Raw genomic sequence first — 18,161 nt, 5'->3', positions numbered from 1 at the left:
CAAGATATGTTGATATAAAACATAACGTCATAGCCAGTTATCACAAAGACCGTGATAGCAGTACGCTAGGCAATTACTCTATAAATAATACTTTTAAACCTTTTACTAACCTTTAGTGTTACAGGCAACTACTATGATTGATCCGAAACTCTTACGCGGCGATTTAAGCGACCTACAACAGCAGCTAGCCACCCGTGGTTATGAGCTTGATATGGAGTTCTGGCAGACGATTGAAAATGAGCGTAAGTCTCTACAAGTCAAAACCGAAGAGTTGCAATCACGCCGTAATGCTGGTGCAAAGCAAGTAGGTGCCCTAAAAAAATCAGGCGAAGACGCCAGTGAGCTATTGGCTGAGATGCAAAGCGTTAGCGGTGAGATTAAAACTGCGGAAGACGAACTACGTACGTTACAAGAGCGCATCACTCAAGCGGCTTTGCAAATTCCGAATATTCCGGCGGCGGATGTACCAGTCGGTACGTCAGAAGACGATAACGTAGAAGTGCGTAAATGGGGCACGCCGCGTGAGTTTGATTTTGAAATTCAAGATCATACGCATATCGGTGAGACGCTTGGTATGTTGGACTTTGAGGCAGCGACTAAGTTGACTGGTAGCCGTTTTAACGTGCTTAAAGGACAATTGGCACAATTGCATCGCGCACTAATTCAATTCATGTTGAACACGCATACGATGAAGTACGGCTATCTTGAGACATATGTGCCTTATATCGTTAATAGCGATAGCTTAAAAGGTACGGGTCAGTTGCCTAAATTTGAAGATGATTTGTTTAAGCTAAGCAATCACACGAATAATGAAGAGATGGATTTTTACCTTATTCCAACCGCTGAAGTACCAATGACCAACTTAGTACGCGGCGAACGTTTGGATATCAAAGAGCTACCGCTAAAATTCACCGCGCATACGCCATGTTTTCGTAGTGAAGCGGGTTCGCACGGGCGTGATACTCGTGGCTTGATTCGTCAGCATCAGTTTGAAAAAGTTGAAATGGTCAATGTCGGTACTAGCGATCAGTCTGATGACCTATTAGAAGCGATGACAGGACAGGCTGAATATATCTTGCAGCAGCTTGAGTTGCCATACCGCACGGTACAGCTATGTACTGGCGATATGGGTTTTGCCGCACAAAAAACCTATGACATTGAAGTATGGTTACCAAGCCAAGATACCTATCGTGAAATCTCTAGCTGCTCTAACTGTGGTGATTTCCAAGCGCGCCGTATGGGTACGCGTGTCAAAGATGGCAAACAAACCAGCTTGGCTCATACTTTAAATGGTTCAGGTTTGGCCGTGGGTCGTACGCTACTAGCAGTGATGGAAAATCATCAAAACGCTGACGGCAGCATTACGATTCCAGAAGTACTACGTCCGTTTATGGGCGGTGCTGAGACTATTTCAGTTTAATAAATGGACTATAAGTAATGAGCTGCCTGTCACTTAGGTCACTTAGGTCACTCGCAGTTTGTTATTTATAACTTAAATTAAAATATATAACTGTCTATCGTTTAACAAAACTGATGTGAGTCATTGCTAAATATAAACGGTCTTGTCACCGCATTTTTGGCTAGGCTCATAGCAAATATGTTAATATTGCATTTTTATTTTATAGCCTATCCATTGAGGACGCCTGTCGCGTTTTTGATGGATTATCCTCTGAGTAAACTCTCCTCTTATCTTCATACTACTCATTCGAATATTAGGACACTCTATGCCAGCTCCAATTAGCGAACGTAAACTAGCCAATGCCATCCGTGTACTGTCGTTTGACGCGGTTCAAAAAGCCAACTCTGGACATCCGGGTGCGCCAATGGGTATGGCTGATATTGCCGAAGTTTTGTGGCGCAAATTTTTGAAGCACAATCCAGCTGATCCTAATTGGCACAACCGTGATCGCTTTGTACTGTCAAACGGTCATGGCTCGATGCTTATTTATTCATTGCTACACTTATCAGGCTATGATGTCAGCGTTGATGACCTTAAAGGTTTCCGTCAGCTGCATTCAAAAACCCCAGGGCATCCTGAACTTGGTTACACGCCTGGTGTAGAAACGACGACTGGTCCACTAGGACAAGGTATTGCTAATGCCGTTGGTTTTGCGATTGCAGAAAAAACCCTAGCCGCACAGTTCAACCGTGACGGTCATAATATCGTCGATCATCATACTTATGCGTTCTTGGGCGATGGCTGCTTGATGGAAGGTATCAGTCATGAAGTTTGCTCACTGGCTGGCACGTTGGCGCTTGGTAAGTTGGTATTCTTCTACGATGATAATGGTATCTCAATCGACGGTAATGTCGAAGGCTGGTTCACTGATGATACCGAAGCGCGTTTTGGGTCTTACGGCTGGCAAGTTATCAAAGTTGACGGTCATGATACTGATGCAATCACGCAAGCGACTGAGCAAGCCATTGCAGAGACTGCTAAGCCAAGTCTAATTATTTGTAAAACCACGATCGGTGCTGGTAGCCCGAACAAACAAGGTCTAGCCGCCAGTCATGGTGCTCCACTTGGTGATGATGAAATTGCCTTGACTCGTGATGCGCTGTCTTGGAAACATGCCCCATTTGAATTAGATGACGAAATCTATGAAGCATGGGATGCTAAAGCCAAAGGCGATGTCCAGCAAAAGAACTGGGACGCTGACTTTGAAGCATATAAAAAAGCCTATCCAGAGCTTGCAGTAGAACTATCACGCCGTCTAAATGGCGAATTGCCTGCTGACTTTGCTAGCCAAGCGCAAGCCTATATTCAACAAACGCAAGAAGCGGGCGGCGATGTCGCTAGTCGTAAAGCTAGCCAAAATGCAATCAATAGCTTGCAGCCTTTATTGCCAGAACTGTTGGGTGGTTCAGCCGACCTAGCTGGTTCAAACCTGACGCTATTTAAAGGCGCTAAGGGTATCGAAAAAGACGCTGACGGTAACTATATCTATTATGGCGTACGCGAGTTCGGTATGACTGCGATTGCCAATGGTATTGCATTGCATGGCGGTTTTATTCCTTACGTAGCGACGTTCCTGATGTTTATGGAATACGCACGTAACGCAGTACGTATGGGCGCATTGATGAAGCAGCGCGTCATCCATGTCTATACGCATGACTCTATCGGTCTGGGTGAAGATGGCCCAACGCATCAGCCAGTTGAGCAATTGACTAGCCTACGTACCACGCCAAACCTACGTACATGGCGTCCGTGTGATGCGACTGAATCTGCAAGCGCTTGGGTAGAAGCAATCAAATCAGAAAACAATCCATCAGCGTTGATCTTTAGCCGTCAAAGCTTGCCACATCAAGCGCGTGATAGCGAGCAAGTAGCGAACATCACCAAAGGTGGTTATGTGCTTGCGAAAGAACAAGGTGAGCTAAAAGCAATCATTATCGCTACTGGTTCAGAAGTTGGCCTAGCGATGGAAGCGTATGAGGCGTTGAGCGCAAATGGTGTTGGCGTCCGTGTGGTGTCTATGCCATGTGCTGAGATTTTCGTTGAGCAAGATGTTAGCTATCGTGAAGCCGTATTGCCAACCAATATTCGTGCTCGCGTAGCAGTAGAAGCCGCGCATGTAGATTACTGGTATAAGTTCGTTGGTCTAGATGGCAAAGTCATCGGCATGACCACTTATGGCGAATCTGCTCCTGCTAGCGACTTGTATAAAGAGTTTGGTATCACGACTGATGCTGTGATTGAAGCGGTAAATAGTTTGGTGTAATAAACCTAACTTAGTTAGTATTTAAAAAAAGAGCTACTAGAGAAATCTAGTGGCTTTTTTTATAGCTTAATCTTTGGCTTTTCTTTTGGTCTGCTTTCATCAATATGGCTATCGATAAAATAACTGCTGCAATCAGTACTAAATTCTGTGCCTCAACATAATGATTTAGTGGTAAATTAGAATAGATTGATTGCTCACAAAGCTATATTTTACTTCTTGTGCAGCTCTCATATAAAAATAAATTATACGACTATAGAACTGGAAAAATTAGATGGATAGTATCGAACTGGCAAATGCTATTACATGGCTAAAACAGATTGAACTAAGTGAAGGCTTGATAGCAGCCTGCATAATCGGAATGTTTGGACTGTGCGGTATTCTCATTGCTCAGAGAGCTGAACGCAAAAAAGAGTATGAAGCCTTTTTGAGAATAAAGTTTGAGGAAGTGGTTTTTAGACTGGTTGATTTTGCAGCCATTATTCAGGAAGTTCAATCCAAAAGTTTTTCAAGCAATTGCGATGAAACTTTGGACGTTGATGAATTTTATAGAGAAGGTGGCAAGATAGAAATATTAATAGCTTTATATTTTCCAGAGCTTGAGAAAAAATATGAGTTGTTTTTAAATGCAGGGGGAAACCTGATAAATGCACAGCATGAACATGAAGTTAATCCTAGCGATAGTACTTTAGATGTACTTAAACAGCTTGATGAAGAATATGATCGGGTTTATAAGAGTTTTTATAAACATATCAAATCATGTTCTTCTGCTTATGCCAAGCCTTTAAAGCATCGTAAGAGAGTGCTGATTAATTAAATTTAAAGAGTTTTGGTATTACGCTTAGCACATTCTATAACCATTCTAAAGATCGCTATTATGTCCCTAAAATCCAGCTTTAAAGGTTTCCTCGGTGAAACCGTCATCAACGTCGCCATGTGGCTAAAGCTTGAAAAAGATGTTTATCATCGATTAAACGGTATTACCTTGCCAAGAGCCAATGGTGGCAGTACCCAAATAGATCATATCATCGTTTCTGTATACGGCATCTTTGTGATTGAAACCAAAAATTATAAAGGCTGGATATATGGTAGCGAGAACCAAAGACAGTGGACACAAGTTTTCCAAAATGGAAGTAAATTTAAATTCCAAAATCCGTTGCGCCAAAACTACTTGCACATTAAGACGCTCGCAGATTTATTAGGCTTGGAGCCCCGCTACTTTCATTCGATGATTGCGTTCATCGGTGAGTGCGAATTAAAAACCCGCGATGAGTTGCCCGAGCATGTGTTGACGAGTGGTATGGTCTCGTATGTAAAGAAAAAGCAAGATAAGATACTCACTGAGGACGAGGTCAAGTCCATCGTTGAGCAGATTAATAGCAATAGATTTAGTAAGTCTTGGCGTACCAATAGAGAGCATAAAGCCTATCTAAAAGACAAGCATAGCAATCCAAGCCAGAATACTGATAATCCCGCACCTGAGTCTATAGTAAAAGAAACCGTTGATAGAACTATCCTAAAAAGCAGAGAAGTGCATCAATGGTCTGGTCAGACTGAAATTGAATCTAGCGATTTACTAATTGATAGTATGGACAATCAGCAGGCAGTCACTCAGCATACAATTACATCGCACGATATTGCTGATAAGGTTTTTCTTACGCCGTTTGAAGTTATGGAGCCTGAACTAGCAGCGAGTTCTTCTGCGACAATTGAGGTGATAGACCATACAGCTGATTTAATTCAAACGCCAACCTGTCCAAGGTGTAACGGTGAGATGATTAAGAGAGTAGCAAAAAAAGGCCTGAATCAAGGTCAGACCTTTTTTGGTTGTAGCAAATTTCCTAAGTGCCGCGGTGTGGTTAATATTGATTAGTCGTTAATCATTTTAACCTTAGTCACCTTAACCATAGATTTCTTCTAAACGTAAACAAGCCACTAATCGACCGTCCCATTCGCGCAGTTGTGGCTCTACTTCGCTACATTGCTGCTTGGCATAGGGACAGCGTTTATGGAGGGCGCAGCCACTTGGCGGGTTGAGCGGACTTGGTAGCTCACCTTGTAGGGTCAAATCATTTTTATGGCCATTTACCGTTGGTGCCGCAGCCAATAGGGCGATGGTATAGGGGTGTTTTGGCGCATTATAAATCGCTTCTTTGGGGCCGTGCTCAACAGCTTGACCCAAATACATCACCATCACATCATCAGCGACGTGGCGCACGACCGACAAGTTGTGCGAGATAAAGACGTAAGCGGTGCGATACTCATCCTGCAAATCCATAAATAGATTTAAGACTTGCGCCTGAATCGATACATCGAGTGCGGAAGTTGGCTCATCAGCGACGACGATTTTAGGGTTGAGCATCATCGCGCGGGCGAGGGCAATACGTTGACGCTGACCACCCGAAAACATATGCGGATAACGACCAGCATGTTCGGGACGTAGACCGACATGTCTCATCATCTCGTTGATTTTGTCGCGCTTTTCTTCTTTAGACAGTTTGGTATGGATATCTAATGGTTCTGTCAATTGATAGCCAATGGTATGCCGCGGATTTAAGCTACCATAAGGATTTTGAAAGACCATTTGAATTTCAGTACGCAACTCTTTTAGCGCTTTTCTGCTATAGCCTGTGGTGCCTTCATCGTTGATAAATAGCTCACCATGTGTAGGCGCTTCGATCAGTGTCAACTGTCGAGCAAGCGTGGATTTTCCGCAGCCTGATTCGCCAACGACGGCCAATGTCTTGCCAGCTTCGAGTTCGAACGAGACACCATTGAGCGCTTTCACGTAGGCCTTTGCTTTGCCCAGACCTTGTGATACTGGATAGTGCTTGTGTAGATTGTCTGCTTTTAGGACCACTTTATTACTCATACTTGTGACTCCAAGGTAGCAGCGTGAGAGGGTCGAGAGGTAATATTAGAATCAATACAACGCACCTTGCCATTGGGCGTATCTAAAATAGGCGGTGGTACTTCACAAGCAGGTTCTTTATACGGGCAACGGGGAGACAGCAAGCAACCAGCTGGCCTGTCATATTGACTTGGCACGACCCCTGGTAAACTGTTTAGCCTATCTTGACCGATGGCTAATTCAGGGATGGCTTGTAGCAATGCTTCAGTATAAGGATGTGCAGGCTTTTGAAAAATCTCTGGCACGGTACTGGTTTCAACCACTTGTCCAGCATACATGACCGCGACATCGCGCGAGTTTTGCGCGACAAGGCCCAAATCGTGGGTAATTAATACCATTGCCATTTGTTTTTCGCGTTGTAATCTGCTCAGCAAATCCATGATCTGTGCTTGTACCGTGACATCCAAAGCCGTGGTTGGTTCATCTGCGATAAGCAGTTTTGGCTCGCAAGCAATAGCCATCGCAATCATAACCCGTTGACTCATACCGCCTGATAGCTGATGCGGATAGACCTTAAGTCTGTTTTTGGCATCGGGCATCTCGACCAACTCTAGCAGCTCTAAGATGCGTGTTTGTACGGCTGCGCCTCGTAAACCAAGGTGCTTGCGTAGCACTTCACCTAGCTGCATCTCAACCGTAAAGCTTGGATTTAGGCAAGACATGGCATTTTGAAAAATCATAGAGATGTCTTTACCAATGATGCCGCGTCTCTCTTTGGCTGACATACTGAGCATGTCTTTATTGTCAAAGACCACTCGCTGTGCGCGTACGGTCGCGGAAGGTGGCAACAGACCCATTAGCGCCATCATAGTGACTGACTTACCTGAGCCAGATTCACCCACGACAGCGATGACTTCACCTTGGGTTATCTTTAACGATACATCATCGACTGCGCGAAAGGCACGCACCCCTTGTCCAAAAGTGACAGACAGGTTTTCGATATCTAATAGCAACGGTGAGTCTTTTGTTGATGCACCATTCATAGACGTATGAGTGATAGGCGTATTAATTAATGGTTCAGTCATCTTAAGTCACCTGCTTTAATTTAGGATCTAGCGCATCGCGTAAGCCATCACCAGTCAGGTTAATCGATAGTGCTGCTAAGAAAATAGCGACACCCGGCCAGATTGCTAGCCAAACGTTACTTTGAATATATTGACGCGCCGTACCTAGCATCGCGCCCCATTCGGCATCAGGTGGCTGTACGCCAAAGCCTAGGAAACCAATCGCACCCGCTTCTAAAATAGCAGACGAGAAAATCATCGTTGCCTGTACGATAAGCGGTGCCATACAGTTGGGCAAAATAGTAATAAACAACAAACGCAGTACGCCAGCGCCCATCACTTGTGAGGCAATAAAATATTCACGTTGCAGCTCTACCATCGCCGTCGCACGAGTCAGCCGAATAAAAGGCGGCGTACAGACCAGTGCGATTGTAATAATCGTATTGGTCATAGATGGTCCTAAGATAGCGGCAATGATAATGGCCAATAGCAAGCTCGGATAAGACATCAAGATATCATTGACCAACATGACCGCTTTGCCCCAGACCTTTGGCCAAAATGCTGCACTCAGACCTAAAGAAATACCGACCAGCATAGCAAGGGTGGTCGCGCTCAAACCGATAAACAGTGAATAGCGCGCGCCATACATCACTCGCGATAAGGTATCGCGGCCAGCATCATCAGTACCTAGCCAAAACATCGTATTGCCACCATCCAAAAAAGCAGGGGGCAATTGCTCTTGACCGGTAAATAGCTCATAAGGGTCATGAGGTGCAATGGCGGGCGCGAGTATGGCAACAAGCACCATGAGTGCCAGTACGATAAAACCAAGCACCGCGCCTTTGTTTCGGCAGAACGTCGACAAAAATAGTTGCCAAGAGGATGGCGGTGTGGCTGCCATCAGATTGACATCAGAGGGGAGAACAGAAGGCTTCATGAGCATTTCCTATAGTGGCTAACGCGTTGCAAATATGTAGAGTTCCATTTCTAGCAATCATTCCTAGTAATCATTCAGGAATGTGCTGAAAACGACTCAAAACCAGGCAATCGCTATTTTTCACTACTTATAATATGAGTATTTATCAATGTTGAATTAAGAAGTATGGCGAATACGTGGATTGATCAGACCATACAAAATATCAATAAATAAACTAACCAAAATCAAGGCAGTGGCCACCAATAAAATACCGTTTTGTACAATAGGGTAGTCACGAGTGAAAAACCCATCGAGTAGCCAATTACCAACGCCTGGCCAACTAAAGATAGTCTCGGTAATAATGGCGCCTGCGAGCAATGTCGCCATCTGTAGGCCAACGACTGTAACCACCGTAATCAAGGCATTACGCATTACGTGGACTAGTATCACTCGGCGTGGAGATAAGCCTTTGGCCCGTGCTGTACGCACATAATCCTCATCTAACACCTCTAGCATCGCAGAGCGTGTCATTCGCGCAATCATTGCTAACGGAATGGTCGACAAGGCAATAGAGGGCAATATAAAGTGTTTGACCACGTTCCAAAACGCGCCAGGCTCTCCTGAGCTTAGTGAGCCGAGTAACCATGACCCATACAGTGGTTGCACATCTAAAAACTGTGCAACAGATATGACTCCAGCGACAGGCAAGAGACCTAAATAGTGAGCGAAGATACCAGTCAGGATGGGACCTAATAAATAGATAGGCATAGAGTAGCCTGCCAACGCGCCTGACATTAGGGTGTAATCAATCCATGTACCACGGCGCAGGGCAGCAAAGATGCCTAAGCTGACACCAATGACACTAGCGATAACAATAGCGCATAATGCCAATTCTAGAGTAGGAACAAAGTGAGCAAAGAAGTCTTGTAGTACGGGCGTACGAGTACGAAAGGACTGACCGAAATCACCCGTTAGGATACCAGTCAAATAATCCCAATACTGGGCGACGAGCGGTTTGTCTAATCCTAGCCTTTCTAAGGCACGAGCATGTAGCTCTGGATCGACCATACGCTCGCCCATCATAATCTCGACGGCATCTCCAGGTACGAGACGAATCAGAGTAAAAGTTGATAGCGTTAGACCAAGATAGACGGGTATTAAAATGGCAATACGACGCAGAATATAAAGTAGCATGGGCTGCTCAATAGTTGTGGTTCAATGATTAAAGTATTAGCGATGATGAAGAGATCCGTGACAAAGCGCTTAATTCATATTGTTCATATCATTCATATAAGTGCGGCTGGAGCAGAGTATCTGACCCAGCCGCACTTATATGAATGAATAAAATGAATAAATTGCTTACGTTGTAACGGAGTTAATCAGTCAAGGTTATTCAACTTTTACACCATCGAAGCGTATTGAGCCAAGCGGACTGATTTTATAATCGACAACGTTTGGTGCGGTGAATACGGTCACTACCGAATGCGCCATTGTCGTCCAAGGAAGCTGCTCTTTGAATATTTGCTGAGCTTGCTCATATTCACTGACACGCTCATCTTGATTGTTAATCTGACGGGCATTGGTCACCAAATTATCGAAGTCTTTATTACACCAGCGCGAGTAGTTATTACCACCGACCGCGTCACAAGACAATAACGAACCAAGCCAGTTGTCTGGATCACCATTGTCGCCAGTCCAGCCTGCTAGAATGACATCAGGCTCACCTTTAGCAGCGCGTTTTAGGTACTCGCCCCACTCATAAGTCACAAGCTTGGTATCGACGCCAATCTTCGCCCAATCGGCTTGTAGCATTTCAGCCATTAGCTTGGCGTTTGGGTTGTACGGACGCTGAACTGGCATATACCATAGATTGATAGAAAGGTTATCCGCGCCAGCTTCTTTGATTAGTGCTTTTGCTTTTTCGACATCATAAGGCGCATCTTTAAGTGACTCATCATAGCCCCACTGCGTTGGCGGCATTGGGTTGGTTGCCTTGAGGCCTTCGCTCTGATAAACCGCGTTAATAATAGCGTCTTTGTTGATCGCCATATCTAATGCTTGACGCACTTTAAGATCACTCAGTTGAGGTTTTTCTACGTTATAACCGACATAGCCGACGTTGAAGCCAGGCTGATCGAGAACAGTGGCTTTACCTGATTTTTTGACAGATTCGATTTCGGCAGGTTTTGGATAGGCTGACACGTGACATTCCCCAGCTTGCACTTTCTGTGCACGAACTGCCGAGTCTTTCGTGATGACAAACACTAGGTTGTCGATATAGATATCGTCTTTATTCCAATAATCTGGGTTTTTGGTATAACGAATTTGCGCGTCTTTTTGGTATGAGGTAAAGACGAAAGGTCCAGTACCGACGGGCTTAGTATTGATATCAGCAGCATTGCCAGAGGCTAGCAATTGATCTGCGTACTCAGCAGAACCAATATAAGCAAAAGGCATCGCTAGGTTCTGTAGGAACGGCGCATTGGTTTCGCTAAGGGTGATTTTTACCGTATAATCGTCGACCTTTTCGATATTAGAGATAATATCAGGTAGTCCCATGCCGACCGAATATGGGAATTCAGCAGGATAAGCTTTGTTAAATTCGAAGTCTGGGTCAGTGATACGTTCTAGCGTAAAGATAATGTCATCTGCGTTGAAATCGCGAGTTGGAGTAAAGTAATCAGTTGTACCGAATTTAACCCCTTTGCGTAGATTAAAGGTATAAGTTTTGCCGTCTTCACTAATATCCCAGCTCTCCGCAAGTCCTGGTTGAATCTCAGTCTCCGCTCTTTTGAATTCTACCAAGCCATTGTAAATAGGGAAGGCACTCGCATCAAAATCCGTACCTGAAGTATATTGCGCTGGATCGAATCCAGCTGGGCTACCTTCTGAGCAATAGAGCAATGTTTTGGCGGCTTTGGCATCTGAGCTAGCAGCAGAGTCATCCGTAGTTTTGTTGTCTCCACTACAGGCGCTGATACCTAAGACAAATGTCGCCAACATCGTAAGTTTGAAGAGTGATTTTTGCATTATTACATCCTATGTAATGGTAGGTAGGTACTCATGTATCCATGCGTTCGTACTCGAGCATGAATACGATGAGAAAGCGTTTAGTGACCTCTAAAGTGTCTATCTATGCAGTATTTTATATGTACAAAATAAAACATATTAAAGGTTGTTATAACTTTAAATTATATAGACGGAAACTAAAAATATAAATAAGTCGTTCGAATATACTCTCTTAATCTGTGATAATGCAAGCGATAAATAGACTAATTTTGATAAAAAATGCACAGTTTTACCGTATTTAGCATCAATAAGATATTAAATACTAGATTCTATGGCTTTATGTTTGTTAAATCTAAATAATTAAGAGACATACTTCTAGATTGCTAACCAGTTACAATTTTACTAGGTGTAAACAATTAGAAATAATAAAGTTATGTCTCTTTGAAGTAGCCAACTATAGGCCGTTTGTCCAATGCAGCATTAAACAGGGCTATGATTCGTTTTAATGAGATCGGCTATTTTTTCGGCAATCATAATAGTTGGCGCATTGGTATTGGCGCTAATAAGCGTTGGCATCACTGAAGCGTCGATAACTCGTAGTCCGCTCACACCTCGTACCTTTAATTCCAAATCAACCACAGAGCTGTCATCTGAGCCCATGCGGCAGGTGCCTACTGGATGGTAGATAGTATCTGACTTATTTCGGATATAGCCGAGCATGCCGTCTTTTTCGAGGTAAGGGGCAGGATAGTCTTCAGTGATGTACTTAGCGAGTGCGGGCTCTTGCATGATGGCGCGAGTACGCTCGGCACCGGCAACCATGTACTCTACGTCTTTTGGATGCGACAGATAGTTTGGATCGATCAAGACGGCATCAGATGGGTCGGCTGAGTCCAATCTGACAGTACCTCGACTTTCAGGCCGTAAGTAGCAACTGTGACAAGAGACAGCAAATCCGCGTCTGAGATCGCGGCCATGCTCGATCACGCGTGAGATGACAAAGTGCAGCTGTGTGTTTGGCCACTCTTTTGGGTCATCACCGACGCTAAAGAACGCACCTGCTTCTGCATAGTTGGTAGACAGCAGCCCTGTACCGTCTTTTCTCCATTGCCGAATACTTTTGGTTAATGTCGAAATCGATGCTATGCCAATACCGATGACATCAGTCGTATTGACCTCGTAATCAAAGACGACGTCTAAGTGATCTTGTAAATTACCACCGACCTCAGGTGCATCTACCACCACGTCAATACCATGAGACTGTAAATGCTCTGCAGGGCCAATACCTGAGAGCATCAAAACTTTGGGTGAACCAAACGCACCACCTGACAGTAGGACTTCATGACGTGCCGTGACAGTATGTTCGACACCGTCTTTTTCGTAGACGACGCCTGTCGCTTGATTGTCTTCGATAATGACGCGGTTAGCCTGGGCATGAGTGATGACAGTTAGGTTGGAGCGGTTTTGGACAGGATGTAGATAGGCGGCCGCGGCAGAGCAGCGTTGGCCTTGTTTTTCACCATGGAAATGAGTGACTTGATACAATCCTGTACCGTCTTGCTTTTCGCTATTAAAGTCGGTGTTATGATCTAGGCCATTGGCAATCGCAGCTTCTACGAATGCCTTAGAGATGTCTCGTGGACTGAGTAGGTCGCTCACATGCAGCGGCCCGCTATCACCATGTAGATCATCGCTACCACGAACGTTGTTTTCAGCTTTGATAAAGTAAGGCAATACATCGTCAAATCCCCAGCCAGTACAGCCTTGCTTTACCCAGCGCTCATAATCTAGCTTACTACCGCGTGTATAAATCATGGCATTGATCGCTGATGAGCCGCCCAGACATTGTCCACGCGGCTGAAAACCTTTACGGTTATTAAGGTGCTTTTGCGGGGTGGTGTGAAAGCACCAATTGTTCAATTTCAGCGGCTTGCCAGGAACCATCAGAATCAGTCCAGCAGGCACGCGTACTGCTAGATCTTTGCCATCACCGCCGTACTCTAATAAGCAGACACTGATATCTGGGTTTTCAGTGAGACGGCTGGCGAGCACGCAACCCGCCGAACCTCCGCCGACGATGACATAGTCAAATGTTGTGTCAAATTCCATTTTATATTCCTTATAGCATCCATGCTAATTAAAATAGGGTACGCTTTACAGTAACTATTATTCTGCTGAAATAATAAAATAAAAATGACTCTGCGGTATCTGTTTGCACCAATATCATAGGACAAGCTAAGACTGTTATATTCGGTACATTATTTAAAATTAATGCTACCGAATTTTGCACCAAACGTCCTTATATCGCACAGATTTCTGAGCGTACGATAAAGCGTTTGCCTTCAGGGATTTCTAACGAAAAGCTCGCACCGCGGCCATTGACGACATCAATGGTGAGATCAGTATGCTGCCATAAATTGTACTGTGCCTTACCCATATAAAATGGACAGCCAGCAAGCTCACCAACCAACACATCCTGACCACCCACTTTGAACTCTCCTAATGGATAGCACATGGGCGAGCTACCATCGCAGCAGCCACCTGATTGATGAAACATTAGCTCACCGTGCTTGGATTTCAATAGCTCAATTAGCTCTTTACAGGACTTTGTTGCTGTAATTTTCATAATCAACTCCTATGCTATCAGTGTCGAAAAGTCATATCATTCTAAAAAACTATTATTCAAAACATGGCTTTTTACGACTTCTTAAAGTGAAAATGCAACCTATCTTGCGACAGATTGCATTTGTTTTTTAAGTACTGTCATGCGTTCACAGGTTGGATTAGAAGAAACCCATTTTTTTAGGGCTGTACGAAACCAGCATGTTTTTGGTTTGCTGATAATGATCGAGCATCATCAGATGGTTTTCGCGGCCGATACCTGATTGCTTATAGCCACCGAATGCCGCATGTGATGGATATAGGTGATAGCAGTTGGTCCATACGCGGCCCGCTTGGATACCACGTCCGAAACGATAGGCTTTATGTACACTACGTGTCCAAACGCCAGCGCCTAGACCATATAGGGTGTCGTTGGCAATTTGCATGGCTTCGTCGTCGTCTTTAAAGGTGGTGACAGCGAGTACAGGTCCAAAGATTTCTTCTTGGAACACGCGCATGTCGTTGGTGCCTTCAAAGATAGTTGGCTTAACATAATAGCCGTCTGCTAGGTCGCCATCGTGTTTGGCTTGATCGCCACCGACTAGGACTTTTGCACCTTCTTTTTTACCGATATCAAGATAAGATAAAATTTTCTCTAACTGGTCTGAGCTGGCTTGCGCGCCAATCATAGTCTCAGTATCTAGTGGGTTGCCCATTTTGATGGCTTCGACACGAGCGATACAGCGTTTGATAAATTCGTCGTAGATGCTTTCGTGTACGAGTGCACGTGATGGGCAAGTACAGACTTCACCTTGGTTTAGGGCAAACATGACTAGGCCTTCAACCGCTTTGTCCAAGAAGTCATCGTCTTCATCCATGACATCAGCAAAGAAGATATTTGGGCTTTTGCCGCCAAGCTCTAGTGTGACTGGAATGATGTTTTCGCTGGCGTACTGCATGATGAGGCGACCGGTTGTGGTCTCACCAGTGAAGGCAACTTTATTGATACGCGGGTTAGAGGCAAGTGGTTTACCAGCTTCGACACCAAAGCCATTGACGATGTTTAACACGCCTTTAGGTAAGATGTCAGCAATACCGATCGCTTCTAACATATATAGTATCGATGCAGGCGTCTGCTCAGCAGGCTTCATGACGATACAGTTACCAGCGGCTAGAGCCGGAGCGATTTTCCATACTGCCATTAGAATAGGGAAGTTCCATGGGATAATCTGCCCGACAACGCCAAGCGGCTCATGGAAATGATAAGCAACAGTGTCTTTATCAATCTGGCTGATACCGCCTTCTTGGGCGCGGATGGCACTGGCAAAATAACGGAATTGATCGATGGCTAATGGAATATCTGCCATTAAGGTTTCGCGTACAGGCTTGCCGTTTTCGTAGCATTCAGCAATAGCGATCGCTTCTAGATTGGCTTCCATGCTATCTGCGATTTTTAATAATAAATTCGCACGTTCAGCGACGCTGGTTTTGCCCCAAGCGTCTTTGGCAGCATGCGCGGCATCTAGGGCTTTTTCGATATCTGCTTCTTTTGAACGGGCAACTTGGCAAATGGTTTTACCATCGATAGGGCTTGGGTTGTCAAAGTACTCGCCATCGACAGGAGGGGTCCACTCACCATTAATAAAGTTATCGTATTTTTCGCGGAATTGGACGGGACTGTTTTCAGTATTGGGATAAGCGTATAACATTAACCACTCCTTATTGTGTATTATGGTTATTTAAAATATGGTTACTTACGTATGACCATTTAAAAATACATTCTTGGTCTTCCTAACCAAGTTATCATCCTATCGTACTGAGCTTTTTAGCAGAACGATAATGACTTTTTATAATGATATATTTTGTATCGTATAACTTTAAGTTATGTGATATGAGTCGGTTAAAATGGTTCGCAAACGGTATGCAGCTGTTATAATTGTGAGCATCTACTTTGGCTGGCTATGATTATTGAATTAATCATGGCGGCTTTCTTTTTGTACTATTTCTTCTTCATAATATTGGTTGGTTTGGATCTATGCGTCAATCTTCTGCTCTTGATATCCTAAAAACAGGTCAAAACGTCTTTTTGACTGGCTCAGCAGGTTCAGGTAAGACTTATACTCTCAATCAATACATCGATTATTTACGCGCCCGCCGTGTCCCTGTTGCGGTGACAGCCAGTACGGGTATTGCTGCCACGCACATGAACGGTACGACGATTCATAGTTGGTCAGGTATCGGTATCAAAGATGAGCTGACTGATCGAGATTTATCCACCTTGTCACGCAAGCAGTTTTTAGCAGACAGATTGAAAGATACTGCGGTCTTGGTCATCGATGAGATATCAATGCTACATGCCAAGCAGCTTAACTTGGTCAGCCAAGTGCTCAAGCATATTCGCAAAAATGACAAAGCGTTTGGTGGTATTCAGGTGGTAGTCGCAGGAGACTTTTTTCAGTTACCACCGATTGGCAGTAAAGGTGAGACGAATCGTGAAAAATTCGCCTTTATGTCTGAGGCTTGGCTCGATGCCAAGTTCCATATTTGCTACTTGTCTGAGCAGCATCGTCAAGTCAGCGATGCAGCCAATGGCGGTCTCGATTTGGATGACATTCTTAACCAAATTCGTCGTCAGGAAGTAACCTTTGAAGCGATTGCCGCTTTAGAAGCGACTTATGACCAGAGTGTCGATATCAAGCGTACGCGTCTGTATACCCATAACCTCAACGTCAATAAAATCAATGACAAAGAGCTGGCGTCTCTAGATGGCGAGATGATGCGTTTTGAGGCGACGGCAACGGGCGATAGTAAGCTGGTTGAGACGCTAAAAAAGACCGTGCGTACCCAAGACGAGCTGATTCTCAAAGTCGGCGCCAAGGTGATGTTTATCAAAAACAATGCTGAGCTTGGTGTCTCTAACGGGACGATGGGCGAGTTGATTGGGTTTGCTGCTGTCAAAATAGACGATAAAGACAGTAGTGACGCGTTAATCGAAGACGATAGCAGCGATGACGTTGATGAGGATGCTACTGGCGAAAAAACGACAAAAGGTAATAAGTCCGCTGCTAAAAAAGACAAAGAAAAACCAAAGTCAAAGAAACCAACGACCCAAAAAATGCCTGTCGTGCGGCTTAATTCAGGACGAGAAGTTATCGCTGAGCCTGAAGAGTGGATTATCGAAGATGAAACGGGTGACGTGCTGGCAAGTTACTTACAAGTGCCGCTCTGTCTGGCATGGGCGATTACCATTCATAAGTCGCAGGGCATGACCCTCGATGCGGCTGAAATCGATTTATCGCGTACTTTTGAGTTGGGACAAGGCTATGTGGCATTGTCACGCCTCAAGTCGCTATCTGGGCTACAGCTGCTGGGTATGAATGACATGAGTCTGCAACTTGATCCATTGGCACGCGGCGCAGATAAGCGGTTTTTGGTACTGTCTGAAGAAGCGGATACCAATTATGCGATGCTAGATGAAGAAAGCATGCAGCAGGCACATGAAAAATTCGTCTTGAAGTCAGGTGGGACATTGAGCAAGTCGGTAATCGATGCTTACGCCACCCTACAAAAGAAACGCCGCGAACAACAGCAAGCGAAAATCGATAAAAAACAGAAGTTAGGCAATCAGGTCTCTGACAAATCAGACAGTACTCTACTTGCGACCAGAGTTTTGTTAGAAGAGAGTTTGACCATTGCAGAGATATCACAAGCGCGTCAGTTGTCACAGTCGACCATCATGCGTCATATTGCTGACCTAAAATCACAAGACCCAAGTCTTGCCTGTGATCACTTGCGTCCAGATGATGAGGTAATGACAGCCGTTGGTAATGCCTATGTCGCTATTAAAGTCGCCAATAATCCAAATGACTTCAATGATGACGGTAGCATCAAGCTGCGTCCGATGTATGATCATCTCAAGCAAAGTATTGACTACAATACCATTCGCCTCGCATTGATTTTTATCACCCCATAGTTTTGCTGCCTATAATTTTATTGCCTAT

13 protein-coding genes are annotated in these 18,161 nt (G+C 44.5%); 5 read left to right on the top strand and 8 right to left on the bottom strand.

Translation table 11 applies throughout. From position 1 onward, the window contains the following. The first annotated feature begins 133 nt into the window (after positions 1–133). From serS to ACQKC9_RS09210, 4 genes are all read left to right on the top strand, one after another. Positions 134–1,420, top strand: coding sequence for a serine--tRNA ligase (gene serS, locus ACQKC9_RS09225; protein ID WP_427621527.1), 1,287 nt, complete (start codon positions 134–136; stop codon positions 1,418–1,420). A 304-nt stretch (positions 1,421–1,724) separates the two neighbouring features. After that, positions 1,725–3,722, top strand: coding sequence for a transketolase (gene tkt, locus ACQKC9_RS09220; protein WP_427621526.1), 1,998 nt, complete (start codon positions 1,725–1,727; stop codon positions 3,720–3,722). 271 nt (positions 3,723–3,993) lie between these two features. After that, the gene (locus ACQKC9_RS09215) at positions 3,994–4,536 is read left to right on the top strand and encodes a hypothetical protein (RefSeq protein WP_427621525.1); all 543 of its coding nucleotides are present in this window, start codon (positions 3,994–3,996) and stop codon (positions 4,534–4,536) included. Positions 4,537–4,596: 60 nt separating this feature from the next. Continuing rightward, positions 4,597–5,592: an NERD domain-containing protein gene (locus tag ACQKC9_RS09210; protein ID WP_427621523.1), complete on the top strand. Its 996-nt coding sequence runs from the start codon at positions 4,597–4,599 to the stop codon at positions 5,590–5,592. A 27-nt stretch (positions 5,593–5,619) separates the two neighbouring features. Here ACQKC9_RS09210 and ACQKC9_RS09205 read toward each other — a convergent pair whose 3' ends face one another. The 8 genes from ACQKC9_RS09205 to exaC all read right to left on the bottom strand — a co-directional run bounded on the left by ACQKC9_RS09205 (position 5,620) and on the right by exaC (position 15,869). Next, positions 5,620–6,591 (bottom strand): peptide ABC transporter ATP-binding protein, encoded by a 972-nt coding sequence (locus ACQKC9_RS09205; RefSeq protein ID WP_102093680.1) that lies wholly within the window; start codon positions 6,589–6,591, stop codon positions 5,620–5,622. Further along, on the bottom strand, positions 6,588–7,655 hold the full coding sequence (locus tag ACQKC9_RS09200) for an ABC transporter ATP-binding protein (RefSeq protein WP_057761130.1): 1,068 nt from the start codon (positions 7,653–7,655) through the stop codon (positions 6,588–6,590). Before ACQKC9_RS09200 ends, ACQKC9_RS09205 begins: the two co-directional genes overlap by 4 nt. Position 7,656: 1 nt before the next feature. Further along, a complete protein-coding gene (locus tag ACQKC9_RS09195) occupies positions 7,657–8,571 on the bottom strand; it encodes an ABC transporter permease (RefSeq protein ID WP_427621522.1) in 915 nt (304 codons plus the stop codon). A gap of 156 nt (positions 8,572–8,727) precedes the next feature. Next, positions 8,728–9,744 carry an ABC transporter permease gene (locus ACQKC9_RS09190; protein ID WP_057761126.1) on the bottom strand — a complete coding sequence of 339 codons (1,017 nt, stop codon included), beginning with the start codon at positions 9,742–9,744 and terminating at the stop codon, positions 8,728–8,730. Positions 9,745–9,939: 195 nt separating this feature from the next. Further along, positions 9,940–11,580 carry an ABC transporter substrate-binding protein gene (locus ACQKC9_RS09185; protein WP_427621521.1) on the bottom strand — a complete coding sequence of 547 codons (1,641 nt, stop codon included), beginning with the start codon at positions 11,578–11,580 and terminating at the stop codon, positions 9,940–9,942. Between the two features lie 459 nt (positions 11,581–12,039). Further along, positions 12,040–13,668 carry a GMC family oxidoreductase gene (locus ACQKC9_RS09180; RefSeq protein ID WP_427621520.1) on the bottom strand — a complete coding sequence of 543 codons (1,629 nt, stop codon included), beginning with the start codon at positions 13,666–13,668 and terminating at the stop codon, positions 12,040–12,042. 190 nt (positions 13,669–13,858) lie between these two features. Next, positions 13,859–14,185, bottom strand: coding sequence for a DUF779 domain-containing protein (locus tag ACQKC9_RS09175; RefSeq protein WP_427621519.1), 327 nt, complete (start codon positions 14,183–14,185; stop codon positions 13,859–13,861). Between the two features lie 157 nt (positions 14,186–14,342). Beyond that, positions 14,343–15,869: an acetaldehyde dehydrogenase ExaC gene (exaC, locus tag ACQKC9_RS09170; RefSeq protein WP_427621518.1), complete on the bottom strand. Its 1,527-nt coding sequence runs from the start codon at positions 15,867–15,869 to the stop codon at positions 14,343–14,345. A gap of 326 nt (positions 15,870–16,195) precedes the next feature. Between exaC and ACQKC9_RS09165 the strand changes: the two genes are divergently transcribed. Then, positions 16,196–18,133: an AAA family ATPase gene (locus ACQKC9_RS09165; RefSeq protein ID WP_427621517.1), complete on the top strand. Its 1,938-nt coding sequence runs from the start codon at positions 16,196–16,198 to the stop codon at positions 18,131–18,133. Positions 18,134–18,161: the final 28 nt, after the last annotated feature.

The sequence above is a fragment of the Psychrobacter sp. NPDC078409 genome (assembly GCF_050268505.1).
Lineage (GTDB): Bacteria > Pseudomonadota > Gammaproteobacteria > Pseudomonadales > Moraxellaceae > Psychrobacter.
Note: the sequence above shows the minus strand (reverse complement) of the source record. Positions and strands in the feature narration are given on the sequence as shown.